Origin of the sequence: Bradyrhizobium sp. McL0616 (assembly GCF_049993385.1) — a bacterium.
In the GTDB taxonomy this organism is placed as follows: domain Bacteria; phylum Pseudomonadota; class Alphaproteobacteria; order Rhizobiales; family Xanthobacteraceae; genus Bradyrhizobium.
In genome coordinates this window covers 1,310,163-1,335,832 of the sequence record NZ_CP188255.1, presented here as the reverse complement: position 1 = coordinate 1,335,832, position 25,670 = coordinate 1,310,163, and the positions used below count along the sequence as shown (strand labels likewise).

19 protein-coding genes are annotated in these 25,670 nt (G+C 63.5%); 11 read left to right on the top strand and 8 right to left on the bottom strand.

The features are described 5' to 3' along the window. The first annotated feature begins 95 nt into the window (after nucleotides 1-95). Both ACPPVR_RS06410 and ACPPVR_RS06405 read left to right on the top strand, forming a co-directional pair. Nucleotides 96-1,469: a leucyl aminopeptidase family protein gene (locus ACPPVR_RS06410; protein ID WP_426613405.1), complete on the top strand. Its 1,374-nt coding sequence runs from the start codon at nucleotides 96-98 to the stop codon at nucleotides 1,467-1,469. After that, nucleotides 1,462-2,304: a C40 family peptidase gene (locus ACPPVR_RS06405; protein WP_426613404.1), complete on the top strand. Its 843-nt coding sequence runs from the start codon at nucleotides 1,462-1,464 to the stop codon at nucleotides 2,302-2,304. The genes ACPPVR_RS06410 and ACPPVR_RS06405 overlap by 8 nt, the downstream gene beginning before the upstream one ends. Nucleotides 2,305-2,310: 6 nt before the next feature. Here ACPPVR_RS06405 and ACPPVR_RS06400 read toward each other — a convergent pair whose 3' ends face one another. The 6 genes from ACPPVR_RS06400 to ACPPVR_RS06375 form a co-directional block, all read right to left on the bottom strand. Further along, a complete protein-coding gene (locus ACPPVR_RS06400) occupies nucleotides 2,311-3,948 on the bottom strand; it encodes an ABC transporter ATP-binding protein (protein WP_426613403.1) in 1,638 nt (545 codons plus the stop codon). Nucleotides 3,949-3,955: 7 nt separating this feature from the next. Further along, nucleotides 3,956-5,134, bottom strand: coding sequence for an ABC transporter permease (locus ACPPVR_RS06395; protein WP_426613402.1), 1,179 nt, complete (start codon nucleotides 5,132-5,134; stop codon nucleotides 3,956-3,958). Continuing rightward, nucleotides 5,134-6,243, bottom strand: a complete 1,110-nt coding sequence (locus tag ACPPVR_RS06390; RefSeq protein ID WP_426613401.1) for a microcin C ABC transporter permease YejB — start codon at nucleotides 6,241-6,243, stop codon at nucleotides 5,134-5,136. The genes ACPPVR_RS06395 and ACPPVR_RS06390 overlap by 1 nt, the downstream gene beginning before the upstream one ends. Before the next feature lie 2 nt (nucleotides 6,244-6,245). Then, nucleotides 6,246-8,120 (bottom strand): extracellular solute-binding protein, encoded by a 1,875-nt coding sequence (locus tag ACPPVR_RS06385; RefSeq protein ID WP_426613400.1) that lies wholly within the window; start codon nucleotides 8,118-8,120, stop codon nucleotides 6,246-6,248. 14 nt (nucleotides 8,121-8,134) lie between these two features. Next, complete coding sequence (locus tag ACPPVR_RS06380) at nucleotides 8,135-10,030, bottom strand: ABC transporter substrate-binding protein (protein ID WP_426613399.1); 1,896 nt, start codon at nucleotides 10,028-10,030, stop codon at nucleotides 8,135-8,137. 213 nt (nucleotides 10,031-10,243) lie between these two features. After that, nucleotides 10,244-10,795 carry a c-type cytochrome gene (locus ACPPVR_RS06375; RefSeq protein ID WP_426613398.1) on the bottom strand — a complete coding sequence of 184 codons (552 nt, stop codon included), beginning with the start codon at nucleotides 10,793-10,795 and terminating at the stop codon, nucleotides 10,244-10,246. A 219-nt stretch (nucleotides 10,796-11,014) separates the two neighbouring features. Between ACPPVR_RS06375 and ACPPVR_RS06370 the strand changes: the two genes are divergently transcribed. Both ACPPVR_RS06370 and ACPPVR_RS06365 read left to right on the top strand, forming a co-directional pair. Next, nucleotides 11,015-11,755 (top strand): 3-deoxy-manno-octulosonate cytidylyltransferase, encoded by a 741-nt coding sequence (locus ACPPVR_RS06370; RefSeq protein ID WP_426613397.1) that lies wholly within the window; start codon nucleotides 11,015-11,017, stop codon nucleotides 11,753-11,755. 21 nt (nucleotides 11,756-11,776) lie between these two features. Continuing rightward, nucleotides 11,777-12,622 carry a prephenate dehydratase gene (locus ACPPVR_RS06365; RefSeq protein ID WP_426613396.1) on the top strand — a complete coding sequence of 282 codons (846 nt, stop codon included), beginning with the start codon at nucleotides 11,777-11,779 and terminating at the stop codon, nucleotides 12,620-12,622. Nucleotides 12,623-12,626: 4 nt separating this feature from the next. On the opposite strand, the gene ACPPVR_RS06360 is transcribed toward ACPPVR_RS06365, so the two are convergent. After that, complete coding sequence (locus ACPPVR_RS06360) at nucleotides 12,627-13,643, bottom strand: LLM class flavin-dependent oxidoreductase (protein WP_426613395.1); 1,017 nt, start codon at nucleotides 13,641-13,643, stop codon at nucleotides 12,627-12,629. A 382-nt stretch (nucleotides 13,644-14,025) separates the two neighbouring features. Between ACPPVR_RS06360 and metF the strand changes: the two genes are divergently transcribed. The 3 genes from metF (at nucleotide 14,026) to ACPPVR_RS06345 (ending at nucleotide 19,455) form a co-directional block, all read left to right on the top strand. Beyond that, the gene (gene metF, locus ACPPVR_RS06355; protein ID WP_426613394.1) at nucleotides 14,026-14,952 is read left to right on the top strand and encodes a methylenetetrahydrofolate reductase [NAD(P)H]; all 927 of its coding nucleotides are present in this window, start codon (nucleotides 14,026-14,028) and stop codon (nucleotides 14,950-14,952) included. A 6-nt stretch (nucleotides 14,953-14,958) separates the two neighbouring features. Further along, the gene (gene metH, locus ACPPVR_RS06350; RefSeq protein WP_426613393.1) at nucleotides 14,959-18,816 is read left to right on the top strand and encodes a methionine synthase; all 3,858 of its coding nucleotides are present in this window, start codon (nucleotides 14,959-14,961) and stop codon (nucleotides 18,814-18,816) included. Between the two features lie 318 nt (nucleotides 18,817-19,134). Then, entirely contained in the window at nucleotides 19,135-19,455 is a 321-nt protein-coding gene (locus ACPPVR_RS06345) for a hypothetical protein (RefSeq protein WP_426613392.1), read from the top strand. Nucleotides 19,456-19,503: 48 nt separating this feature from the next. Here ACPPVR_RS06345 and ACPPVR_RS06340 read toward each other — a convergent pair whose 3' ends face one another. Beyond that, nucleotides 19,504-20,133, bottom strand: a complete 630-nt coding sequence (locus ACPPVR_RS06340; protein ID WP_426613391.1) for a glutathione S-transferase family protein — start codon at nucleotides 20,131-20,133, stop codon at nucleotides 19,504-19,506. 182 nt (nucleotides 20,134-20,315) lie between these two features. Here ACPPVR_RS06340 and ACPPVR_RS06335 point away from each other — a divergent pair, with 182 nt between their 5' ends. The 4 genes from ACPPVR_RS06335 to ACPPVR_RS06320 all read left to right on the top strand — a co-directional run bounded on the left by ACPPVR_RS06335 (nucleotide 20,316) and on the right by ACPPVR_RS06320 (nucleotide 25,664). After that, nucleotides 20,316-21,470: a BBP7 family outer membrane beta-barrel protein gene (locus ACPPVR_RS06335; protein WP_426613390.1), complete on the top strand. Its 1,155-nt coding sequence runs from the start codon at nucleotides 20,316-20,318 to the stop codon at nucleotides 21,468-21,470. 467 nt (nucleotides 21,471-21,937) lie between these two features. After that, nucleotides 21,938-22,390: a hypothetical protein gene (locus ACPPVR_RS06330; RefSeq protein ID WP_426613389.1), complete on the top strand. Its 453-nt coding sequence runs from the start codon at nucleotides 21,938-21,940 to the stop codon at nucleotides 22,388-22,390. A 5-nt stretch (nucleotides 22,391-22,395) separates the two neighbouring features. Further along, a complete protein-coding gene (locus ACPPVR_RS06325; protein WP_426613388.1) occupies nucleotides 22,396-23,772 on the top strand; it encodes a Dyp-type peroxidase in 1,377 nt (458 codons plus the stop codon). A 44-nt stretch (nucleotides 23,773-23,816) separates the two neighbouring features. Continuing rightward, entirely contained in the window at nucleotides 23,817-25,664 is a 1,848-nt protein-coding gene (locus ACPPVR_RS06320; protein ID WP_426613387.1) for a di-heme-cytochrome C peroxidase, read from the top strand. The last annotated feature ends 6 nt before the right edge of the window (nucleotides 25,665-25,670 follow it).

Sequence of the window (25,670 nt, the reverse complement as noted above, 5' to 3'; positions counted from 1 at the left end):
CGAGTAGCGGCTCGCTGAACGGTGACGGCAAAGCCGATTGCAGCTATGGCAAAACTCTGCGAAGTCTTCTCCAACCGAATGACCCGGACCCGCCAATGCCTTCCGTCTTCGAGACGTCCTCGACCGCCACCCCGATCACTTTCGTCACCAAGTCGAGCTGGGATGCGGTGCGCGAAACGCTGCCGCCGGCGCAACGCCAATTCGCCATTGCGAGCGCCTTTGCCGCCAAGCCGGGCGGCTATCTCGCGCTGCCCACGCCCGACGGAGCCATCGCGCAGGTCCTGTTCGGCCTCGAGGACGACGGCATCAGAATGCGCGACCTGTTCCGGCCGGGCGCCCTGCCCGGCCTGCTGCCGGCGGGCACCTATCGCTTTGCCAATGCACCGCACGATGCGCGGCTGGCCACGCTCGCTTTTGCTCTGGGATGCTACCGCTTCGCCCGTTACCGCAAGGCTGATAGCCCCGACGTCCGGCTGGTGCCGCCGGATGGCGTCGACGCCGTCGAGATCAGCCGCATCGCGGATGCTGCGATGCTGGCGCGCGACCTCATCAACACGCCGTCCAACGACATGGGCCCGGCGGAACTGGCCGCAGCCGCGCAGGCGCTCGCGACCGAGTTCGGTGCCAGCTTTGCCTGCACGATCGGCGAGGACCTGAAGACGAGTTTTCCGCTGATCCATGCGGTCGGCATGGCTTCGGATCGCGCGCCGCGGCTGATCGACATCGTCTGGGGTAATCCTGCTCATCCCAAGGTGACGCTGGTCGGTAAAGGCGTCTGCTTCGACACCGGCGGGCTCGATCTGAAGCCGTCGAGCGGCATGCTGATCATGAAGAAGGACATGGGCGGCGCCGCCAATGTGCTGGCGCTGGCACGCATGGTGATGGACGCCAAGCTGAAGGTCCGGCTGCGCGTGCTGATTCCGGCGGTGGAGAACGCCGTCTCCAGCAACGCTTTCCGCCCGCTCGACATCTTCACCTCGCGCAAGGGCATCACGGTCGAGATCGGCAATACCGACGCGGAAGGCCGGCTCGTACTCGCCGACGCGTTGGCGCTGGCCGACGAGGAGAAGCCGGACCTGCTGATCGACCTCGGCACGCTGACGGGTGCCGCGCGCGTCGCGCTCGGGCCGGATTTACCGCCCTTTTACACCAATGATGAGACGCTTGCGGGAGACATCGCGCGCTGCGCAGTGAAGGAGAACGATCCGTTGTGGCGCATGCCGCTGTGGCCCGCTTACGATGCGTGGCTGGACTCCAAGACAGCCACCATCACCAACGCCCCTTCGGGCGGCTTTGCCGGCTCGATCATTTGCGCGCTGTTCCTGCAACGCTTCGTCGAGCAGGCGAAGAGCTGGCTGCATGTCGACATCTACGGCTGGACGCCATCGGCAAGGCCGGCGCGCCCCGAAGGCGGCGAGTGTCAGGCCGCACGCGCCATCTACACATTGCTGAGCGAGCGCTATGCATGATCCGCGGCTGACGCCGGCGCGGGGCGACCTCGCCGCGAAATATCTCGAAGGCAAGGTGAAGGCGGACCGCTTCGTCGCCGGCGAGGAGTTCGAGGTGGTTGAGGCGATCGCGGCCGTGCGCGAGCAGCCGTCGTCGAATGCGATGCTGATGACGGAAGCGCTGCGCGGCGAGCGCGTCACGGTCTACGACCGCAACGGCCAAGGCTGGGTCTGGGGCCAGCTTGCCGGCGACGGCTATGTCGGCTGGCTGCCTGATGCCGCGCTCATGAAGCCGGCGGCTGCGCCGACGCACAAGGTGAGCGCGCTCCGAACATTTGCCTTCCCCGGCCCCTCGATCAAGCTGCCGCCGACCGATACGCTCGTGCTGGGATCGAAGCTCGCAGCGGCGCGCGAGGATGGCACCTTCGCCGTAACGCGCGATGGAAAATATCTGCCCAAGGCGCATCTCGCAGCGCTCGATCATCGCGAGCCGGACTTCGCCGCGGTCGCCGAGCGCTTCGTCGGCACGCCCTATCTCTGGGGCGGCAAGAGCAGCCTCGGCATCGATTGTTCGGGCCTGGTGCAGGTCTCGCTGACCGCCGCGGGCATCGGCTGCCCGCGCGACAGCGACATGCAGCAGGCGGGCCTCGGCCGCGCGCTGGAGCCGCATGAACGGAGCATTCTGCAGCGCGGCGATTTGATCTTCTGGAAGGGCCACGTCGCCATCGTCCGCGACAGCGGCACCATGGTTCACGCCAATGCGCATCACATGGCGACGGTGATCGAGCCGATCGAGCCGGCGATTGCGCGGATCAAGCGGGCGGGCAGCGAGGTCGTCGCGATCAAGCGGCTCTGACCGAGGCTACGTCGCGACCGACCCATTTCCCGCCGTCTCCAGCCGGAACGCGGCCGCAAACAGCGCGCGCGTATAATCCGTCTTCGGATTCTTGAACAGCTCGGCCGCCTGCCCTTCCTCGACCACCTTACCACCGCGCATCACGATCAGATGGCTTGCAAGCGAGGCGACGACGCGCAGATCGTGCGAGATGAACATGTAGGTGAGGTCGCGCCTGCGCTGCAATTCACGCAGCAGGTCGACCATCTGCGCCTGGATGAGCATGTCGAGCGCGCTGGTGGGCTCGTCCAGCACCACGAAATCCGGCTCCAGCACCACCGCGCGCGCAATGCTGATGCGCTGGCGCTGGCCGCCGGAGAACTCATGCGGATAGCGGTAGCGGATATCCGGCTTCAGCCCGACATCCTCGAGCGCCTTGACGACGCGCGCCTCGCGCTCCTCGCGCGACAGTTTTGGTTGATGCACGGAGAGGCCTTCGCCGACGATGTCGGCGACCGACATGCGCGGACTGAGCGAACCGAATGGATCCTGGAACACGATCTGCATGTCGCGCCGGAAGGGGCGCATCTCCTTGAAACGCAGGCCCTGGATGTCTTTCCCCAGAAACACAATGCGCCCGTTCGAGGAGATCAGCCGCATCAGCGCCAGCCCGAGCGTGGTCTTGCCCGAGCCGGATTCGCCGACAACGCCGAGCGTCTCGCCCTTGCGCACGGCAACGCTGACGCCGTCAACCGCCTTGATGTGACCGACCGTCTTACGCATCAGTCCGCGCTTGATCGGAAACCACACTTTCAGATCATCGGCGGACATCACGACCGGCGCGTTCGGCTGCGGCGGCGCCGGATCCGGCTTCGGCTCCGCGGCGAGCAGGTCGCGCGTATAAGGATGCTTCGGACCGGTGAAGACCTGCTCGACCGGCCCCTGCTCGACAATCACGCCGCCCTTCATCACACAAACGGTGTCGGCGATGCGGCGCACGATGCCGAGATCGTGGGTGATGAAGAGCAGGCTCATGCCGAGCCGGGCACGGATTTCAGCCAGCAGCGTCAGGATCTGCGCCTGCACGGTGACGTCGAGCGCCGTGGTCGGCTCGTCCGCGATCAGCAGATCAGGCTCATTGGCAAGCGCCATTGCGATCATCACGCGCTGGCGCTGGCCGCCGGAGAGCTGGTGCGGATAGCTCCTCAGCCGCGTCTCCGGCTCGGGAATACCGACCTGCGTCAGCAATTCCAGCGTCCGCTCACGTGCCCGCGCATTGCTGGTCGGATTGTGCAGCTGGATGATCTCGCCGATCTGCGCCTCGATCGTGTGCAGCGGATTGAGCGAGGTCATCGGCTCCTGGAAGATGATGGAGATGTCGCTGCCGCGAACCTCACGCATCTGTTGCTCGGACCGATCGATCAGCTCCTGTCCCTTGAAGCGGATGCTGCCCGAAGGGTGCGAGGCATTCGGATACGGCAGAAGTTTCAGGATCGAGAGCGCACTGACCGACTTGCCGGATCCGGATTCGCCGACCAGCGCCACGCACTCGCCGCGCTTGATCTGGAACGACACCTTGTCGACCGCAAGCGTGGTGGCGCCGCCCTGGTGGAAGGCCACCGAGAGGTCGCGGACGGCAAGCAGGGGCTGGTTGATCGCGTCCATCACGCCCTCACTTGAACGTCTTGCGCGGATCGAAGGCGTCGCGCACGGCTTCGCCGATGAAGATCAGAAGCGACAGCATGATCGCGACCGAGAAGAAGCCGGAGAAACCGAGCCAAGGTGCCTGGACGTTGGACTTGCCCTGAGACAGTAACTCGCCGAGCGACGGCGAGCCGGGCGGCAGCCCAAAGCCGAGGAAGTCGAGGGCCGTGAGCGTCATGACCGACGAGGAGACAATGAATGGCAGGAACGTCATCGTCGCGACCATCGCGTTCGGCAGCAAATGCTTGAACATGATCACGGCATTCGACACGCCAAGCGCCCGCGCCGCCTGGATGTACTCGAAATTGCGTCCGCGCAAAAATTCCGCGCGCACGAGTCCCACCAGCGATACCCAGGAAAACAGGAGCAGGATGCCGAGAAGCACGAAGAAGCCGGGCACGAGCACTGACGACAGGATCAGCAGCAGATAGAGCGACGGGATGGCAGTCCAGATCTCGATGAAACGCTGGAACAACAGGTCGACCCAGCCGCCGAAGTAGCCCTGGATGCCGCCGGCGGCGACGCCGACGATCGAGGAAAAAATCGTGAGGCAGAGGCCGAACAACACCGAGATACGGAAACCGTAGATCAGCCGCGCCACCACGTCGCGGCCCTGATCGTCGGTGCCGAGCCAGTTGTATTCGAGGTCGCGGCAGCTCTTCAGCCCCTTTTTCTCGACCACCGGCTTGCACTGCGCCTCCGTCAGCATCCAGGTCGGCGGGGACGGCGCGGGCGTCGGCAAATCGAGATTATGGGTGTCGTAGGAGTAGCGGATCAGGGGCCAGACGATGCTGCCGCCCTTGTCCTTGATGAGCTTCTGCAAATAGGGATCGCGATAGTCGGCGGCGGTCTCGAAGTCGCCGCCAAAAGTCGTCTCCGAATAGGTGACGAAGGCCGGCCAGTAGAGATGGCCGTCATATTTGATCAGGAACGGCCGATCGTTGGCGATCAGCTCGGCGAACAGCGACACCACGAACAGGACCAAGAAGATCCAGAACGACCAGTAGCCGCGCCGGTTCGCCTTGAAATTCTCCCAGCGCCGCCTGTTGAGCGGCGACGGCGCGAACGGCTTGCGCGTGATCGGCACGGCCTCGCCGAGCGGTGTGCCTGTGGTGGTCTCGATCGGGGTCGGGGCGGTCAGCGTCATCAGACCTCCCGCGCTTCAAAGTCGATCCGCGGATCGATCCACATATAGGTCAGATCGGAGATCAGATTAACCACGAGGCCAACGAGCGAAAAGATGTAGAGCGTGCCGAACACGACTGGATAATCGCGGTTGAGCACGCTCTCGAAACTGAGCAGCCCGAGCCCGTCCAGCGAGAAGATGGTCTCGATCAGAAGCGAGCCCGAGAAGAAGGCGTGGATGAAGGCGCCGGGGAAGCCGGCGATCACGATCAGCATCGCGTTGCGGAAGATGTGGCCATAGAGCACCTGGTTCTCGCTACAGCCCTTGGCCCGCGCGGTCATGACATATTGCTTGCGAATCTCGTCAAGGAACGAGTTCTTGGTGAGTAGCGTCATGGTCGCGAACGCGCTCAGTCCCATCGAGATCAGCGGCAGAGTCAGGTGCCAGAAATAGTCGATGATCTTCCAGTACCAGGGGAATTGCGACCAACCGTCCGAGGTCAGCCCGCGCAACGGGAACAGATTGAAGAAGGAGCCGCCAGCGAACAGGATGATCAGGAGAATCGCGAACAGGAAGCCTGGAATCGCGAAGCCGACAATAATAATCGCCGACGTCCAGGTATCGAAGCGCGTGCCGTCCTTGACCGCCTTGCGGATGCCGAGCGGGATCGAGATCAGGTAGGTGATCAGCGTCAGCCAGATACCAAGCGAGATCGAGACCGGCAGTTTCTCCTTGATCAGCTGTATCACGCTGACATCGCGGAAATAACTCTTGCCGAAATCGAAGCGGGCGAAGTTCCAGACCATCAGCGCGAAGCGTTCCGGCGCCGGCTTGTCGAAGCCGAATTGCACCTCCAGCTTCTTGATGAAATCGGGGTCGAGCCCCTGCGCGCCGCGATATTTCGAGTTGATGGCGTCGCCGCCGGCTCCCAACTGTCCCGGCGCACGCTGCGCGAAATCACCGCCGCCCGAAATGCGCGAGCTGCCGCCGGTGTCCGCACCGGAGAGCTGCGCGATCACGCGCTCGACCGGCCCACCGGGCGCGAATTGCACGACAACGAAGGACACGAAGAGGATCCCGAGCAAAGTCGGGATCATCAGGAGGACACGACGGGCGAGATAGGCGCTCATGATTACTTCGCCTGCTCGAGCTTGGCCGCCTTGGCACCATCATGCCACCAAATGTCGGGAGCGCCGACGCCGTTGGCATAACGCGGCAGCTTCTGCGGATGACCGAATTGATCCCAGTAAGCCAGTCGGTGCGTCTTGTTGTACCATTGCGGCACCCAATAGCGGCCGGCGCGAAAAAGGCGGTCGAAGGCGCGGCAGGCGATGGTCAATTCTTCGCGGCTGTCGGCCGCCATGATCTTCTCGATCATGGCGTCGATGGCCGGACTGGCGACACCCGCGAGATTGTATGAGCCCTTGGTTGCCGCGACCTGCGAAGAAAAGAATGCGCGCATCGCATCGCCCGGCGTCGCCGACATGCTGAAGCGCTGGATCGTCATGTCAAAATCGAAATCTTCCTGGCGCGCCTTGTGTTGCACGGCATCGACGATGCGCACGCTCGCCTCGATACCGAGCGTCCCGAGGTTCTTGATGTAGGGCCCATGGTGCGGCTGGAAGGAGGGTTCGTCCAACAGGAACTCGATCTTGAAGACGTCGCCGTTCGGCAGCGTCCGCTTGCCGTCCTTGATAGGCAAGCCAGCCTCGCTCAGCAGTTGCTGGGCCTTGCGCAACAGGCTGCGGTCTTGCCCGGAGCCGTCAGATACCGGAGGCGCAAACGGTGCCGCGAACACGTCGTCGGGAACCTGCGCCCGGAATGGCTCCAGCAGCTTCAGCTCTTCCGGCGACGGAGGCTCGTCGCCCGCCATGAGGTCCGAGTTCTGGAACGGCGACACCGTACGGGCGTAAGCACCGTACATGATGGTCTTGTTGGTCCACTCGAAGTCGAAGGCATTGATCAAGGCCTCGCGCACCCGAGGATCCCTGAACTTGTCGCGTCGCGTGTTGATGAACCAGCCTTGTGCGCCGGACGGCGTGTCGTCGGGCACGACCTCCATCTTGACGCGACCGTCCTTCACAGCAGGAAAATCATAGCGCGTCGCCCAGATGCGCGAGGTGAACTCCTCGCGATAGAGATAGTTCTTGCCAGTGAAGCCTTCGAAGGCGACATCGCGATCGCGATAGAACTCATAGCGCACGACGTCGAAATTGTAGCTGCCCCGGCAAACCGGCAGATCGGCGGCCCACCAGTCCTCGACGCGTTCATATTCGATGTAACGGTTGACCTCGAACTTCCCGACCTTGTACGGACCCGAGCCCAACGGGACCTCCAGAGAGGTTTCGTCGAACGGGCGAGAGGCATAGTACGCTTTCGAGAAGATCGGCAGACTGGCGACATAGAGCGGCACGTCGCGCGCCCGCCCCTTGGCAAAAGTGACGACGAGTGTTGCGTCGTCGACAGCTTCCGCGCTGACCATGTCGCGCATCTGTACGATGATCAGTGGATGGCCCTTCGTCTTCAGCGCCGTCAGCGAAAACGCCGCGTCGTGCGCGGTGAGCTTCGTGCCGTCATGGAATTTCGCTTCGGGCCGCATCTTGAAGCGATAAACCAGTTTGTCAGGCGATATATTTACGGACCTGGCAGCGAGCCCGTACATAGCGTCCGGCTCGTCATTTGCTCGCACCATCAGCGGCGCAAAGGTCATGTCCATGCCGTGCGCGCCATCCCCTTTGAGGATGAAGGCATTGAGCGAGTTGAAGGTCTGGTAGGACTGGTTATACGCCTTGACCGACGGAATCAGCGAGAATGCGCCACCCTTCGGCGCTTCGACATTGACATAGTCGAACTGGCGGAAGTCGGCTGGATATTTGAGATCGCCGAAGGCCGACATGCCGTGGATCTCGGTGGGCATCTCCGAGGCACCCACGCCGCGGACCCAAGCTGCGCTGATCGCACCGCCGATACCGAGGCTCAGCACATGCCGGCGTGAAAGCTGCGCCATGCGCAAATGCTTCCTCAAGAGCGTTTTCCGATGCGCGCCGCCTTCTCAGTGTCGTACCACCACAGCGTCGGTAGGCCGGACCGGCCGTATTTCGGCAGCGGTTCGGCATGGCTGAAGCGGTCCCAGCGGGCGTAGCGCGAGAAGCCGTAGGTGAATTGCGGAACGAGATAGAAATTCCACAGCAGCACACGATCGAGCGCGTGGGTCGCGGCGACCAGCTCGCCGCGGTCCTTGGCGTAGATCACCTTCTCGATCAGCGCATCGACCGCGGGATTCTTGATGCCGATGGTATTGCGCGCACCGGGCATGTCGGCGGCCTGCGAGCCCCAGTACTCGCGCTGCTCGTTGCCGGGCGAGAGTGACTCGCCCCATTGATCGATGATCACGTCGAAGTCGAAGCTGCGCAGCCGGTTCTGGTATTGTGCGTCGTCGACAACGCGGATCGAGGCGCTGACGCCGATGCGCTCCAGCGACGGCTTGTAGAACAGCGCGATGCGCTCGGACGACGGATCCTGCACCAGGATCTCGACCGTCAGCGGCTTGCCGGTGCTATCTACCAGCTTGTGGTCACGCACCTCGAAACCGGCGTCCTTCAGGAGCTTCGCCGCTTCGCGTAAGTTGGCGCGCACGGCTTCCGGATTGCCACCAACCGGATTCTGGTAGGCCGAGGTGAAGACCTCGGCCGGCACCTTGTCCTTCATGGTCTGAAGAATCTGTAGCTCCAGCCCCTCAGGCAATCCGGACGAGGCGAGCTCCGATCCCTCGAAATAGCTGTTGATGCGCTTGTACTGGCCGTAGAACAGCTGCTTGTTCATCTCCTCGAAGTCGAAGGCGTAGTTGAAGGCGCGGCGAAGCCGGGCGTCCTTGAACTGGTCGCGGCGGATGTTGAAGACGAACGCCTGCATGCGGCCGGAATCGTTGATCGGAAACTCTTCCTTGAGCACTCGCTTGTCGGCGACCGCAGGGAAGTCATAGGCCGTCGCCCACTGCTTTGCGGAGTTTTCCGCGATCCAGTCGGCCTGGTCGGCCTTGAACGCCTCCAGTGCGACGAGGTTGTCGCGGAAGAACTCGAAGCGCAGCTCGTCGAAATTGTTGGTACCGATCTGGCTCGGAACATTGGCGCCCCAATAATCCTTCACCCGCTCGAGCTTGATTGAGCGTCCGGCGACGAACTCCTTGATCTTGTAGGCACCCGAGCCGAGCGGCGGCTCCAGCGTGGTCGCGCCGACGTCGCGCTTGCGCCCCTGTGCATCGGTGCCTTCCCACCAATGCTTCGGCAGCACCGTGAGTTCGCCGACGATGGTCGGCAATTCGCGATTTCCCGGCGCGTCGAAGGTGAACTTGACGTCGCGCTCGCCGCTCTTTTCGGCCTTGGTCACGTGACGGTAGTAGGACGCGTACATCGGTGACTGCTTCTTCAGCGTCTCCAGCGAGAAGATCACGTCCTCCGGCGTCACCGGCTTGCCGTCGTGCCAGTGCGCTTCCTTGCGCAGGCGGTAGGTCACCCAGGAAAAATCGTCCGGGTGCTGCGCGGATTCTGCAAGCTCGCCGTATTCGGTGGCGACCTCGTCCTGGGCGCGGGTCATCAGCGTTTCGTAGATCAGCGCCGAGGCAGGCGCGAGCGAACCCTTGATGCCGGCAACCGCGATGTTGAAATTGTCGAAGGTCCCGATCGAGATCAGGCGGGCCGAGCCACCCTTTGGCGCGTCCGGATTGACGTAGTCGAAGCGCCTGAAATCAGCGGGATATTTGACGTCGCCGAACAGCGACAAAGCATGCCGCCAGGGCAGTTCACCCGTGGATTGCGCCTCGGCCGCGCCGATGAAGGAGACGCCCGCTGCGGAACCGAGGGCGGGGAGCGCAGCGACAGCGGCGCCGGTGAGCAGAAGATCGCGTCGGGTAATGGCCAAATCAACATCCCAGTCTTGAAGGAGGTTACCCCTTTAAGGGCTCAATATAGGCGAGGTTTCGACCGAATATGTTGCTTTTTCCTCATGTTGGAAGTCCCGCCGGGCGGTTCGCTGCGGCCAAACGCCCCGATAACAAGGCCGCGAGGCCTAGATACGGAAACGGCCAGGCTTTTCAGCCTGGCCGCGCATTCCAAGATCGATGGCCGAGAAGCGTTACTTGGCTGCGGTCGGCAGCGGCTTCGGGCTGTCGGAGAGGCTGTTCAGGTAGGCGATCACGTCGGCGCGCTCGCTGTCCTTCGGGATGCCGGCAAAGCCCATCGCAGTACCCGGGACAGCCGCCTTGGGATTGGAAATGAACTTGTTGAGCGCCTCGAAGTCCCAGGTGCCGCCCTTGCTCTTCATGCCGGCCGAGAAGTTGAAGCCGCCGCGGCCTTCGCCGACATGGTCGCCCACGACGCCAAAGAGGTTCGGGCCAACACGATTCGGGCCGCCCTTTTCGAAGGTGTGGCAGGCGCCGCACTTCTTGGCGGCGGCCGCGCCCTTCTCGACGGAGGCGGTCTGGAGCAGCTTTTCGATCGGCTCGGAGGGCGCAGCAGCGGCAGCGCCGCCCTTGTCGCCGGCCACTTCCTTCACGGCGATCTCGAAGCCCGGCTTTTCCGGAAATTTCGGCGAAAACAGCGCCTGAGCGGTGAAGCTCGTCACCAGTAGAATGAGACAGGTGCCGAGAACGGCACCGAGGATCTTATTGAGTTCGAAGGAGTCCATTTCCGGCCAGGCCCCACACCGCGAGAAGGATCGAACGGCCCCAACGGCCGCCAGACGAGCCTCAGGAGAATCAATCGTTCCTTATTGTTTCCCCGAGTTTTGCCATTGAGATATCGGTTTGCCCGGGGTCTGGCAACCCGTATAAGCGACCCGGCTTTCGCCCCATCCCCATTCCATTTCTCGACGCGGAAAACATCCCGTTTCCAGGCCCTTGAACCGATGACCAATCCTCGCATCCTGGTGTTGATCCCGGCCCGCATGGCCGCCACCCGCCTGCCCGGCAAGCCGCTTGCCGATATCGCCGGCCTGCCGATGATCGTGCATGTGATGCGCCGCGCCGAGGCCGCCGGCATCGGCCGGGTCGCAGTCGCAACCGACACAGTGGAAATCGCCGCGGTCGTAACCGCCCATGGCGGCGAGGCAGTGATGACCTGCCCCGAGCACCCCTCCGGCTCCGACCGCATCCATGAAGCCATGCTGAAGCTCGATCCGGACGGCAAGGCCGAGATCGTCGTCAATCTCCAGGGCGATTTCCCGACGATTGCGCCCGAGAGCCTCCGCGAGGTGCTTCCCCCCTTCGCCGATCCCGCGGTCGACATCGTGACGCTGGCCTCGCAGATCCACACCGATGAGGAGGACCTCGCTCCCAGCGTCGTCAAGGCCGTCGGCACCCGCATCGGCCCCAGACGGCTGCGGGCGCTCTATTTCACCCGCGCCACCGCACCTTATGGCGACGGACCGCGCTACCACCATATCGGCGTCTACGCCTACCGCCGCGCCGCGCTGGAGCGGTTCGTGTCCCTGCCGCCGTCGCCCCTGGAACGTCAGGAGAGTCTGGAGCAGCTGCGGGCCGTGGAGGACGGCATGCGGATCGACATCATGATCGTCGACAGCGTGCCGCGCGGCGTCGACACTCCGCCCGACCTCGAAACCGCCCGCAGCATCCTTTCCAAATCCTGAGCCGCTGTTACAAGGCCGAGCATGAGCAAGCTGAAAATCGCATTCCAGGGCGAGCCCGGAGCCAATTCCCACATCGCCATCGTCGAGGCCTATCCCGACGCCGAGCCGTTGCCCTGCGCCACCTTCGAGGACGCGCTGTCGGCGATTTCGTCGGGAGAAGCCGATCTCGGCATGATCCCGATCGAGAATTCGGTCGCCGGCCGCGTCGCCGACATTCATCATCTACTGCCGGCCTCCGGCCTCTTCATCATCGGCGAATGGTTTCTGCCGGTCCGGCACCAGCTGATGGCCGTGAAGGGGACGAAGCTGTCCGACATCAAGAGCGTCGAGAGCCATGTGCATGCGCTCGGCCAGTGCCGGCGCATCATCCGCAAGCTCGGCATCAAGGGCATCGTGCACGCCGACACCGCCGGCAGCGCCCGCGACATTTCCGAGCGCAATGACAAGACGGTCGCAGCGATCGCTTCGCGGCTGGCCGCAAAAATCTACGGCCTCGACATCCTGGCCGAGGACATCGAGGACGAGGCGCACAACACGACGCGCTTCGTGGTGCTGGCGCGCGAGCCGAAATGGGCCGCGCAAGGCTCGAGCGCGCTGGTCACCACTTTTGTCTTCCGGGTGCGCAACCTTCCGGCAGCGCTCTACAAGGCGCTGGGCGGCTTTGCCACCAACGGCGTCAACATGACCAAGCTCGAGAGCTACATGGTCGACGGCAATTTCTTCGCCACGCAGTTTTATGCCGATGTCGACGGCCATCCAGACGACAAGGGCCTCGCGTTCGCGATCGAGGAGCTGAAATTCTTCTCGCGCGAATTCCGCATCGTCGGCGTGTATCCGGGGCATCCTTTCCGCGCGACGATGGAGTAGCGGCTTACGCCGCCTGCTTCGCCAGCCCGAACGCATCCCCCAGCAGCGAATACGACTTCTTCCGCGCGTCGTGGTCGTACACCGCCGTGATCACCATCAACTCGTCCGGCTTGCTGGCATCGATCAGCGGCTGAAGTTTTTTCTGCACCGTCGCCGGATTGCCGACGAACAGGCGCGATCGGTTGCGGGCAATCGAGGTGCGCTCGGAGTCCGTATAGGGATACGCGAGCGCCTCCTCGACGCTCGGCAGCGGAAGATACTGGCCGCGGTCGCGGCGCAGGCGGTTGAGATCGAAAGAACTCGCGAGCCTCTCGGCCTCCTCGTCGGTGTCCGCCGCGATAGCGGCGACCGCCAGGATCGCCTGCGGGCTCGCGCTCCACGCCGACGGCTGGAAACGGTTACGGTAATGCACCATCGCGTCGATCGCGTCGTGGGACGCGAAATGATGGGCGAAGGCGAAGCCCATGCCGACCTGGGCGGCCAATTCCGACGAGTAGTCGCTGGAGCCGAGCAGCCAGATCGGCGGCAGTGGCGTGTCGTCGGGCATCGCGACGACGTTGTGGTACGGATGTCCCGAGGGGAATTCGCGGGTCTGCCACAGGATCAGTTCGTGCAGCCGCTCCAGGAAATCATCGCCCTCGCGGCGGTCGAGCCGGCTGCGCAGCGCGTAGGCCGTGGCGCCGTCGGTACCCGGCGCACGGCCGAGGCCGAGATCGATGCGGCCGGGAAACAGCGCCTCCAGCATCTTGAAGCGCTCGGCCACCACCAGCGGCGCGTGGTTGGGCAGCATCACGCCGCCTGAGCCGACGCGGATGTGCTTCGTCACCGCCGCGATCTGCCCGATCATCACGTCAGGCGCCGGGCTCGCGACGGAGGCGAGATTGTGATGTTCGGCGAGCCAGTAGCGGACATAGCCGAGCCCATCGACATGGCGCGCCAGATCGATGCTGTTGCGCAGCGACGCGGCGGGCTTTGTGCCTGTGGTGACGACGGAGAGGTCGAGGACTGAGAGCGGGATCATGGCGCGCTAACGTAGTGAAGGGCCGCGCGGCAGCAATGGGCAGAGTGCGCAGATCTGACGTGTGCGGGCCGCGAACCGGTCCACCCGGTCGAGGCATGACGTTGGGATAGGCACCTAGTCCGTCGCCAGGAGATTCACATTGCCCACCAACGAAAAACGAATTAATCGATCGCAGAAATTCATCGATACATTGATTTTATTTACTTATTTATAATTTTCGGACATTCCCACCCAACCCGACTGCGGCGCAATATTTGGCATATTAATCCGGTAAGTGGGCCACTTCCCACTATCGATGGGCTGTCGAGGAAACCCCTTTGCCCTATCTTAGCGTCTCTCGCGCTCGACCCGCCGGCCGCCTGAGACTGGAGTAAGTGGTGCCATGACCGATCCGACGAATCCTGCCCAAGCCGATGGTCAAGACGGGCACCTCGCTTCGAAGCGGCCTGCGATCTCCTTCGAGTTCTTTCCGCCCAAGACCGAAGATATGGAGCGGAATCTCTGGGACACAATCAATCGCCTAGCCCCGCTCGACCCGAAATTCGTCTCGGTGACCTATGGCGCCGGCGGCTCGACCCGTGAGCGCACCCATTCGACCATCTCGCGCATCCTCAAGGAGACCGCGCTGCTGCCGGCCGCGCATCTGACCTGCGTTGGCGCTTCGCGCGGCGAGATCGACGAGATCGTCGACCGCTATCACGAGGTCGGCGTCCGCCATATCGTCGGCCTGCGCGGCGATCCGCCCGGCGGCATCGGCACGCCCTATTCCAGCCATCCCGACGGCTATCAGAGCTCCGCCGAGCTCGTCGCCGGGATCAAGAAGCGGCATGGCGACATCGAGGTGTCGGTCTCGGCCTACCCCGAGAAGCATCCCGAAGCCCGCGACTTCGACGCCGATATCGACACGCTGAAGGCCAAGGTCGATGCGGGCGCTGCGCGCGCGATCACCCAGGTGTTCTTCGATAACGACCTCTATTTCCGCTATCTCGACCGCGTGCGTGCGCGGGGGATCAACATCCCGATCGTACCGGGCATCATGCCCATGCACAATTTCAAGCAGGCCCGCAATTTCGTCACCCGCGCCGGCACCAGCGTGCCGGACTGGCTCGCCGAAAAGTTCGAGGGCCTCGATGACGATGCGGAGACCCGCAAGCTGGTGGCGGCCACCGTCGCCGCTGGCCAGGTGCAGAAGCTGGCGAAGCGCGGCGTCGACACTTTCCATTTCTACACCATGAACCGCGCCGATCTCGTGTTCGCGATCAGCCATTTGCTCGGCATTCGCGCCAAGACCGTCCAGAAGGCTGCGTAAGACAACATGACAGTACCCGTTTCGCCCAAGCGAACTGCCCTGCTCAACGCCGCGCGCGAACGCATCCTCGTGCTCGACGGCGCCATGGGCACGATGATCCAGAACCTCCAGTTCGACGAAGCCGCCTTCCGCGGCGAGCGCTTCAAGAATTTCCACCGCGACCTCCGCGGCAACAACGATCTGTTGATCCTGACCCAGCCGCAGGCGATCGAGGACATCCACGCTGCGTACTTGCGCGCCGGTGCCGACATCGTCGCGACCAACACCTTCTCCACGACCTCGATCGCACAGGCCGACTACGATCTCACCGACATCGTCTACGAGATGGCGCGCGAAGGCGCTCGCCTCGCCGGCAATGCCGCGCGGCGTGTCGAGGCTGAAGATGGAAAGCCGCGCTTCGTCGCCGGCGCCCTTGGACCTACCAACCGCACCGCCTCGATCTCGCCCGACGTCGCCAACCCCGGCTACCGCGCCGTCACGTTCGACGATTTGCGTAAGTCCTACGGCGAGCAGATCCGCGGCCTGATCGACGGCGGCGTCGACATTCTCCTGGTCGAGACCATTTTCGACACCCTGAACGCCAAGGCGGCGCTCTATGCGATCGCCGAGATCACGGAAGCCCGCGGCATCGATATGCCCGTGATGGTGTCGGGCACCATCACCGACAAGTCCGGCCGCCTGCTGTCAGGACAGTTGCCCGAAGCGTTTTGGCATTCGGTGCAGCACGCCAAGCCCGTGACCATCGGCTTCAACTGCGCGCTCGGTGCCGAAGACCTGCGTGCGCATATCGCCGATATCGGCCGCGTCGCCGATACTCTCGTCTGTGCTTATCCCAATGCCGGCCTGCCCAACGAGTTCGGCCAGTATGACGAGACGCCGGAATACATGGCGCGGCTGGTCGGCGAGTTCGCTGCGTCCGGCCTCGTCAACATCGTCGGCGGCTGCTGCGGCACCACGCCGGACCATATTGCCGCGATCGCCACCGCCGTCGCTCCGCACAAGCCGCGCATCGTGCCGGAGATCGAGCCGCGCTTAAGGCTCTCCGGCCTCGAACCCTTTATTCTGACGGACGCCATCCCCTTCGTGAATGTCGGCGAGCGCACCAATGTCACCGGCTCTGCCCGCTTCCGCAAGCTGATCACCGCCGGCGACTACACGGCGGCACTGCAGGTCGCCCGCGACCAGGTCGAGAACGGCGCGCAGATCATCGACGTCAACATGGACGAGGGCTTGCTCGACTCCGAAGCCGCGATGGTGACCTTCCTCAACCTCGTCGCCGCCGAGCCCGACATCGCCCGCGTCCCGGTGATGGTGGACTCCTCGAAATTCTCGGTGATCGAGGCCGGCCTGAAATGCGTGCAGGGCAAGCCGGTCGTCAATTCGATCTCGATGAAGGAAGGCGAGGAGAAGTTTATCCACGAGGCCAACATCGCGCGGCGCCACGGCGCGGCTGTGGTGGTGATGGCGTTCGACGAAGTCGGCCAGGCCGACACCTTCAAGCGCAAGACCGAGATCTGCAAGCGCGCCTACGATATCCTGGTGAACCGCGTCGGCTTCCCGCCAGAAGACATCATCTTCGATCCCAACATCTTTGCGATCGCGACCGGCATCGAGGAGCACAACAATTACGGCGTCGACTTCATCGAGGCGACGCGCTGGATCCGCAAGAACCTGCCGGGCGCGCACATTTCTGGTGGTGTGTCCAACCTGTCGTTCTCGTTCCGCGGCAACGAGCCGGTGCGCGAGGCGATGCACTCGGTGTTCCTGTATCACGCCATCAAGGCCGGCATGGACATGGGCATCGTCAACGCCGGGCAGATGATCGTCTATGACGACATCGATCCGGAGCTACGCCAGGTCTGCGAGGACGTCATCCTCAACCGCGATCCCGGCGCATCCGAGCGCCTGCTCGCACTCGCCGAGAAATTCCGCGGCAACAAGACCCAGACCAAGGAAGCCGATCTTGCCTGGCGCGAATGGCCGGTGGCGAAGCGGCTGTCCCACGCGCTCGTGCACGGCATCACCGAATTCATCGAAACCGATACGGAAGAAGCTCGCAAGGAATCGTCGCGGCCGCTCGACGTGATCGAGGGCCCGCTGATGGCCGGCATGAACGTGGTCGGCGATCTCTTCGGCGACGGCAAGATGTTCCTGCCGCAGGTGGTGAAATCCGCGCGCGTGATGAAGCAGGCGGTGGCCTGGTTGATGCCGTTCATGGAGGAGGAGAAGGCGCGCAACGCCGCGAACGGCATCGAGACCGGCAAGAATTCGTCGGCCGGCAAGATCGTGCTTGCGACCGTCAAGGGCGACGTCCACGACATCGGCAAGAACATCGTCGGCATCGTGCTCCAGTGCAACAATTACGAGGTGATCGATCTCGGCGTCATGGTGCCTGCTTCGAAGATCGTCGAGACCGTGAAGGCGGAGAAGGCCGACATCGTTGGTCTCTCCGGCCTGATCACGCCCTCGCTCGACGAGATGGCGTTCTTCGCCGGCGAATTGCAGCGCGAAGGCTTGAAGCTGCCGCTCTTGATCGGCGGCGCAACGACGAGCCGCGTGCATACCGCCGTGAAGATCGACCCGAGCTATCGCGCCGGCCCCGTGGTGCATGTCAACGACGCCAGCCGCGCCGTCGGCGTCGCCTCCTCGCTGCTGAGCCCCGAGAAGCGCGAGGCTTACGCTGCTGATGTGCGCGCCGAATACGCAAAGATCTCCGACGCACATTTCCGCGCCCAGGCCGACAAGAAGCGGTTGAAGCTGGATGTAGCGCGCAAGAACCGCGTGCCGGTCGACTTTGCCGCGAACAAGCCGGTGAAGCCGACCTTCCTCGGCATCCGGAGCTTTGACGCATACGACCTCGCCGAGCTCGTGCCCTATATCGACTGGACGCCGTTCTTCCAGACGTGGGAGCTCGCTGGCCGTTTCCCCGCCATTCTCAACGATGCCAAGGTCGGCGAAGTCGCGCGCTCGCTCTATGATGACGCGCGAAAAATGCTCGACCTGATCGTCAAGGAAAAATGGTTCCGGGCGCGCGCGACCGTCGGCTTCTGGCCGGCGAATGCGCAAGGCGACGATATCGTGCTCTACGCCGACGAGAGCCGCACCAAAAGCATCGCGACGCTGCACACGCTGCGCCAGCAGCTCGAGAAGCGGGAGGGCCGTTTCAACGCTGCGCTGTCCGACTTCATCGCGCCGGTGGACACGGGCGTACCCGACTATATCGGCAGCTTCGTCGTCACCGCGGGAATCGGCGAGGATGTGATTGCCGACCGGTTCAAGATGGCCAATGACGACTACTCCTCGATCCTGTGCAAGGCGCTGGCCGACCGCTTGGCCGAAGCCTTCGCCGAGCGCATGCATGCCCGCGTGCGCCGCGAGTTCTGGGCCTATGCGCCGGACGAGGCGCTCTCCCCCGATGACCTGATCCTGGAGAAATACCAGGGCATCCGCCCCGCGCCCGGCTATCCCGCGCAGCCCGATCACACCGAGAAGGCGACGCTGTTCGAGCTGCTCGATGCGGAAGCCACCGCCGGCGTGCAACTGACCGAGAGCTTTGCGATGTGGCCGGGCTCATCCGTGTCCGGGCTCTATTTTGCGAACCCCGCGAGCTACTATTTCGGCGTCGGCAAGATCGAGCGCGACCAGGTCGAAGACTACGCCGCGCGCAAGGGCATGACGGTGGCCGAGACCGAGCGCTGGCTCGCGCCGGTGCTGAACTACATCCCGTCGCGAGAAGAGGCCGACAAGGCTTTTGCGGCGACGCCGGCAAACGACGAGACCTCAAAGGACCTCGCCTCGCATCCGCAGGGCTGCACCTGCGCGGTGCATCTTGTTTGGCAGAAGAAACGCGCGGGCGCGGGGTAGGCGCTCGCTGTCGTCCCGGCGACGGCAGGGGAAGCGGGCTCCTCCAACGCAAAAAGCGAAAAACAACCCCATACACAGTAGAAATGGGGTTGAAACGTTTGAGTAATTTCGGTCTTGCCGAAACGGCTTGCTCCGTCGGGCAAAACACCTGTATCAATGCATGATCGCCAGCCGCGCCCGCTTGGTCCTCACCGCCTCGCCCATCGCCATCATTCCGGGCTCGCGCTTCCGCCTTCACTCCCGAGATGACGGATTTGTAAGTGGCGCTCGCGGGCGAATCAGCAGCCCATCGCGAGACGAGGCCAACGGAGCCATGCCGTGTCGCGCCATCATACGCTGCCGCCGATCGTCCATACGCCTGCGCCTCCCAAGCCAAGGGAGACCCGACGACGCCGCGGCGTCGGATCCGCGCAAGGCATCTTCGCTGCCGACGAAGCTGACGAGACCGAAGACAGCAGCGCGCCCGCCCAGCCGACCCTTGCCGGTAGCACCGGCCGCGCGACGCAAGGCGCGCCACCATTCAACGCCGCCGAGCAGCACATCGCATCAACCACCGGCAAGCTGAGCTCCGGCACACTGAGGACGATGCTCGAGGTTCAGGAACAGACGAGCGCAGAGAGCAGCAAGGACAAGCTCTAGGCCCGCGCGCTGAACGCGGACGGCGTCCGCGCTGTCACTGTGAGCCCTTCACCCCTTCGGCGGCGCCAGCGGCTGCACGATCTCCGCGAACGGCGCCAGCGCCTCGCAACGTTCGGCATGCGCCGACAGCTCCGGGTAATGTGCGGCATCGAACAGCTGCGGATGCGCTTCGCGGGTGAAGCGCACAACACAGGCGACCGCGATGTCGGCGTGGCCGATGCGGTCACCCAGCCAGTATGACGTCGTGACCTTGGCGCGCTCGGCTTCGAGCACGCTCAGCACGTCACCGATCTGCGCCTGGCAACGCTCGACCCACAGCGCAAGCTGCTCCTTCCGCAGCACGCGCTCGTAGAGCAGGCTGACCGCCTTGTCGCCGAGACCAGAAGCGAGCGCGCAGATGCGCAAGTGCCGCCGACGCTCGGCGCCGCTGCGCGGCAGCATCGCCTTGTCTGCACCGACGAGCTCGTCGAGATAATCGAGGATGATGGTGCTCTCGATCAGCACCTCGCCGTCATCGAGCACCAGGGTCGGCACGCGGCGCAGCGGATTATACGGCGCGATCTTGTCGGCATCGCCGAAGGTGGACCACGGTCTGTGCTCGAAGGCGAGGCCGTAAAGCCGGAGCGCAATCGCGACGCGGCGGACGAAGGGGGAGTCGAATTGGCCGATCAGGAACATGGTAACCTCTCGTCATTGCCAGGCTTGACCCCGGCGGATTTCGCTTCGCACCAACTGGGCCACGAAACTAAAGGCGGTGCCCAATGGCAACAGCCGGACGTTTTCGCGTCCCCCACGCCTCAACTCCACCTTGCCGAACAAATAGTCGCATGGTTCATTCCGTGGAACCTTGGGGAAGGCAAATGAATCGGCGGTTGGGGGCGGCAGCGGTTTGCGTGGCGCTTGGCGCGGTCTCGCTGACCGGCGGCGCGCTTGCGGCCGATCTGCCGGTGAAGGCGCAACCAAAACCTGTTGATTTCAATCCGTTCTGGGCCGAGGCGGAGTACCTCGCCTGGAGCGTGACCGGCGACAAGCTGCCGGCGCTGGTGACGACGGCTCCTGTCGGCACGCCGCTGGGCGTGGCCGGCGTGCTCGGGGCGCCCACCACCACCGTGCTGTTCGGCAATTCCAGCGTCAACAATGACTGGCGCTCGGGCGGACGCATCACCGCCGGCTACTGGTTCGACCCGCAGCGCAGCCGCGGCATCGAGGCTTCGTTCTTCGGGCTGGAGAACCTCTCGACCGGATTTGCGACCGCTACCAACGCGAATCCGATCCTGACACGGCCCTTCACCAACGCGCTGACGGGATTTCCCGACGCGCTGATCGCAGGTTTTCCGGGCCTCGCCACCGGCAATGTCAGCGCAAGCGAGACATCGCGCCTGCTCGGCGCCGGCGCGCTCTATCGCCAGGATCTCGGCATGTGGAGCGGACAGCGCGTCAGCGCGCTAATTGGCTATCGCTATCTGCGATCGTCCGACACGCTGACGATCTCGGATACCGCGACCATTCCTGCCTTTGGCACCTTCAGCCCGACCGACAATTTCAAGGCGGCGAGCAACTTCCACGGTCTTGACCTCGGTCTCACCGGCGACTGGCGCAATGGCCCGTGGTCGCTGGAGTGGCGCGGCAAGGTCGCGCTCGGCGCCAATTTCAACAGCGCCGACATTTCGGGCTCGACGATTTCGACCGTGGGCGGCGTCACCACGACGGCCCCGGGCGGTTTCCTCGCGCTGTCCAGCAATATCGGCCATTACGACCAGACCCGCTTCGCCGTGGTGCCGGAGCTGTCGCTGAAGGCGGGCTATCAGGTTGCGCCCGCCTGGCGCCTGACCGTCGGCTACGATTTGCTGTACTGGACCGGCGTGCAGCGTTCAGGCGGCCTGATCGACACCACCGTCAATCCGAACCTCACGCCGCCGCCGGCCGGCGGCGGGCCGAACCGGCCCGCTCCAGTGTTCAACACCACGAACCTGGTGGCGCAGGGTTTTAGTTTCGGCGTGCGCTATAATTATTGAGCGTGGGGCGAACGCGATCGCCTCAGACCGTCATTGCGAGCGCAGCGATGCAATCCAGAATCTTTCCGCGGAGGCAGTCTGGATTGCTTCGTCGCAAGGGCTCCTCGCAATGACGGCGTAGCCGCGAGATGATGCGCCGATTTGAAGAGCGATCGGGCCCACACACTTCGTCATTGCGAGCGCAGCGAAGCAATCCAGAATCCCTCAGCGGAAAGACTCTGGATTGCTTCGCTGCGCTCGCAATGACGGTGGGGAAGCAGCGCTGTACTATTCGATGATCGGTACGTGCTTCGCCGCGGGCGCGGTGACGTCGAGGCTCGGATTGTCCGTCGGGATCGTGAAGCAGATCACCAACTGTAGTTGCAATTGTGCTAAGATACATTCGCAAGGCAATTGAGGTCACATATGCAGCCACGCCGCCATGAGCCGTTCGCAACGGCTCTCGCGGATAACAGGGAGAAGTTGCCATGGGCGTTGTCCTGACCACGGGTAAGATCAGCGCGCTGACCGCCATCACCAAGATCCTTCCCGATCATGCCGAAGCGTTACGCAAGACACTTCAGGGACTGACGGCTGCGAACGGCGGCAAAATCGCTTCTCTGGGGACGATCCATATCGTGCGCTGGGTCATTTTCGACAATGACACGCGGTTGTTGTTTGCGACGAATTTCGATGGCAGCGTCGAAGACTATATGCGCGATTTCGCCGAGCGGGCACCCGAGGGAATCGACGCGATCTGGGGCCATTGTGAAGGATATCCGGGCGCGCGCGATTATCCCAAGCTGCGCGATTACATTCTCGGAAGCGCCATCGAGACCACCGGCTATTACTGCGCCTATCCGAATTCCACCGTCACCGACATCAACAAGGCGCTGGACTGGAAGGGCAAGTTCGACACGTTCCTCGACCAGATCGGCTGACGCGAATGGCTGCCCAGCCCGCAGCCGGCGACCTGGATCGGAATGATATCCAGGGGATGGCGATGCGGCCGTATCGCTTCCCGTTCGCGCATTATCATCTGCTGAACGTGAGCGACCCGGCTCGCGCCCGACGATGGTTCGGTGGCGTTGCCGGGCGATGCACGACCGTGGCAAATCTGGACGCATCGCCTTCGCCGGCCTTCAACGTCGCCCTCTCGTGGCAAGGTCTGTCCGCGATAGGTCTGCCGGAGGCCAGCCTGTCGAGTTTTCCGCAGGAATTCCAGCAGGGAATGGCTACGCGCGCCGATCGGCTCGGCGATGTCGGCGATAGCGCTCCGGCACGGTGGGACGCACCGTTCAACACGAGTGTACACGCGCTCGTCGTAGTGAGTGCGATGACGCTCGCGGATCGCGATGCCGCTTCGGCAGCATTGCTGTCTGATTTGAGCGACAACGGCTTGACCGCAGCGGGTGCCATCGATGCGCAATTGCTGGCCGGGCCAGATGGCAGGCTCGTTCCCGTCGAGCACTTTGGCTATCGTGACGGAATTACGCAGCCTGCTATCGAGGGCAGTGGGGAGCCCGCCCTGCCCGGCGCGGGCATTCCGGACGCAGGCGGTTGGCGCGCCCTGAAGGCTGGTGAGTTCGTACTGGGGCAGCCCGATGAGACCGGTGCAGTCCCTGACTTGCCCACCCCGGCGAGTTTCAGCGGCAACGGCAGCTTCGTCGTATTGCGCAAGCTGCACCAGCATGTCTGGGCATTTCGGAATTTTCTGCGGAGCTCCGCCAAGGATCAGGCCGACGCCGCGCTGGTGGCGGCGAAGATGATGGGGCGCTGGCCAAGCGGCGCACCGCTGGCTTTGACAGCGGAGAAGGACGACCCGGTGCTCGCCGGAGATCCGACGCGGAATAATGATTTTACATATCTCGACGACCTGAAAGGAACGAGCTGCCCGGTCGGGGCGCACGTGCGGCGCGTCAATCCGCGCTCGGGGCTGACGGGCCCGAATGGCGCATCCGTGCATCGGCATCGGCTGCTGCGCCAGGGTTTGCCCTATGGGTCGCACCTGCCTGCGGATGCGGCCGCCGATGACGGCGCCGAGCGTGGCGCCATCATGGTGCTGGTGAACGCCGACATCGCCCGTCAATTCGAATTCGTTCAGAAGGTCTGGATCAACGATGGCGACTTCGCCGGACTGGAGAACGACAAGGATCCGATTATTGGCGGCAATGACGGGAGCGGGACCTTCACGATCCCGCGTGTCCAGCCGCCGCGGCGTCGATTGCCGAGATTGCCGGCTTTCGTGAGCACGCGCGGCGGGGAGTACTTCTTCCTGCCGGGTATCGCTGCGTTGCGGTCACTGGCGGACACGGCCTCATGATTGATTCAGGCTGAGCTCTTCAACAGTCTGCCAAGGAGAACAACATGGTGGGGAAACGGAATTCAATTGTCGGCGCGCTGGCGCTGCTCTTCTCGGTCGTTGTTGCCGCACTCGTCGTGATCGCGGGCGTGGTGGGCTACCCCTATGTCGCCAAGGCCTATGACGGGATCAAGGTGAAGTTGCCGGAATATCCAACCGCCCAGAAGACCCGCTGGCTCGACCAGAACTGGACGGACAAGCGCGAATGGGTTCATCACGCCGATCAGGGCACGGCGACGTTCCACATTCCTTACGAATGGTTCATGGCGCTCGAACAGCCGGAGATATCGCTGACGTCGGTGGGACTTCTGAGCGACCCCGCTTATCTCGACCGCTTCGGCTTCATTCCCGATCCGGCCGATCCCAAGCTCGGATTGCCTGTCGGCATGGCGCGCGGCAAGGCGATGGTCGATGCCACCGCAAAACCCTGGAAAAATCCGCGGGCGCCCTACAATGACATGACGCGGATCGGGCTCACCTGCGCGGCGTGCCACACCGGACGTTTCACCTATCAGGGGACGGAACTGCTGGTCGACGGCGGCCCGGCACTCACCGATCTTGGCAAGTTCCGGACCGCGCTTGGCCTCTCGCTGGCGTTCACCCGCTTCGTGCCCTTCCGCTTCGACCGGTTCGCCGAAAAGGTGATCGGAGCAAACCCAAGCGAGGTGGAAAAGAGCCAGTTGCTGGCGCAGCTCGACAAGATCCTGGCGCAGGGCAAGGGGCTCGCCGATCTCGACACCATGGTTGCCCCGCAGAGCGTGGTCGAAGGGTTCGGCAGGCTCGACGCGTTGAATCGCATCGGCAACGAGGTCTTTGCGGTCGACCTCAAGATTCCCGCCAACTATGCCGCCACGTCGGCGCCCGTGCATTTCCCGCGCATCTGGGATTCCTCGTGGTTCGATTGGGTCCAGTACAACGCATCGATCGAACAGCCCATGGTGCGCAATGCCGGTGAAGCCATGGGCGTGTCCGCGATGATCAATCTGACGGACGCGAAGGGAGGCCTTTTCAACTCCGGTATCGAATTGATGAATTTGGACAGGATCGAGAAATCGCTGGCCGGCAAGCAGCCGAACGAAAGCACGGGCTTCACCGGATTGAACTCGCCACAATGGCCTTCCGAGCTTCCTCCTGTCGACAAGACGCTCGCCGGGCAAGGCGGGGCACTCTACAAGGAGCTTTGTCAGGGATGCCATTTGCCGCCGGTGAGCAGTGCGGAGTTCTGGAAGTCCGACCGCTGGTCGCTGCCGGACGGTCGGAAGGACGAGCACTATCCGGGAGAGCGCTATCTCCGCCTCACGGTCGTCCCGATCACGCGGATCGGCACCGACCCGGCGCAGGCCCAGGACATGGCCGATCGCAAGGTCACGATTCCCAGGGAGCTCGATATTGCCTCCGACAGTTTCGGCCTTGCGCTCGGCGAGGTCACCGCAAAGACCATCACGCATTGGTATGACGGGCAGACACCACCGGTTGGACCGGAACAGCGCGATGAACTGGACGGATACCGCGATAACGGCATCCAGGCGCCCCTGGCCTACAAGGCGCGTCCGCTCAACGGGATATGGGCAACGCCGCCCTACTTGCACAATGGCTCGGTGCCCAACCTCTATGCTCTGTTGTCGCCGATTGGCGAGCGGCCGGCGAAGTTCTACCTCGGCAACCGCGAATATGACCCGGTCAATGTCGGATATCGCACTGACCGATTGGAGAACGGATTCGAGCTCGATACGCAGATCCGGGGCAATCACAACACCGGGCACGAGTTCAACAATGGAAAGGACGGCGTGATCGGGCGCCTCTTGACGCCGGGGGAGCGGAAGGCGCTGGTGGAATTTCTGAAGACGCAATGACGGCGT

Excerpts from the sequence above, each read along its gene's own strand:
- ACPPVR_RS06320 (WP_426613387.1), top strand. The coding sequence starts at position 23,817 with ATGGTGGGGAAACGGAATTCAATTGTCGGCGCGCTGGCGCTGCTCTTC.
- ACPPVR_RS06330 (WP_426613389.1), top strand. The coding sequence starts at position 21,938 with ATGGGCGTTGTCCTGACCACGGGTAAGATCAGCGCGCTGACCGCCATC.
- ACPPVR_RS06360 (WP_426613395.1), bottom strand. The coding sequence starts at position 13,643 with ATGATCCCGCTCTCAGTCCTCGACCTCTCCGTCGTCACCACAGGCACA.
- ACPPVR_RS06375 (WP_426613398.1), bottom strand. The coding sequence starts at position 10,795 with ATGGACTCCTTCGAACTCAATAAGATCCTCGGTGCCGTTCTCGGCACC.
- ACPPVR_RS06400 (WP_426613403.1), bottom strand. The coding sequence starts at position 3,948 with ATGGACGCGATCAACCAGCCCCTGCTTGCCGTCCGCGACCTCTCGGTG.
- ACPPVR_RS06395 (WP_426613402.1), bottom strand. The coding sequence starts at position 5,134 with ATGACGCTGACCGCCCCGACCCCGATCGAGACCACCACAGGCACACCG.
- ACPPVR_RS06410 (WP_426613405.1), top strand. The coding sequence starts at position 96 with ATGCCTTCCGTCTTCGAGACGTCCTCGACCGCCACCCCGATCACTTTC.
- ACPPVR_RS06370 (WP_426613397.1), top strand. The coding sequence starts at position 11,015 with ATGACCAATCCTCGCATCCTGGTGTTGATCCCGGCCCGCATGGCCGCC.
- ACPPVR_RS06335 (WP_426613390.1), top strand. The coding sequence starts at position 20,316 with ATGAATCGGCGGTTGGGGGCGGCAGCGGTTTGCGTGGCGCTTGGCGCG.
- metH (WP_426613393.1), top strand. The coding sequence starts at position 14,959 with ATGACAGTACCCGTTTCGCCCAAGCGAACTGCCCTGCTCAACGCCGCG.
- ACPPVR_RS06325 (WP_426613388.1), top strand. The coding sequence starts at position 22,396 with ATGGCTGCCCAGCCCGCAGCCGGCGACCTGGATCGGAATGATATCCAG.
- metF (WP_426613394.1), top strand. The coding sequence starts at position 14,026 with ATGACCGATCCGACGAATCCTGCCCAAGCCGATGGTCAAGACGGGCAC.
- ACPPVR_RS06365 (WP_426613396.1), top strand. The coding sequence starts at position 11,777 with ATGAGCAAGCTGAAAATCGCATTCCAGGGCGAGCCCGGAGCCAATTCC.
- ACPPVR_RS06385 (WP_426613400.1), bottom strand. The coding sequence starts at position 8,120 with ATGGCGCAGCTTTCACGCCGGCATGTGCTGAGCCTCGGTATCGGCGGT.
- ACPPVR_RS06405 (WP_426613404.1), top strand. The coding sequence starts at position 1,462 with ATGCATGATCCGCGGCTGACGCCGGCGCGGGGCGACCTCGCCGCGAAA.
- ACPPVR_RS06390 (WP_426613401.1), bottom strand. The coding sequence starts at position 6,243 with ATGAGCGCCTATCTCGCCCGTCGTGTCCTCCTGATGATCCCGACTTTG.
- ACPPVR_RS06340 (WP_426613391.1), bottom strand. The coding sequence starts at position 20,133 with ATGTTCCTGATCGGCCAATTCGACTCCCCCTTCGTCCGCCGCGTCGCG.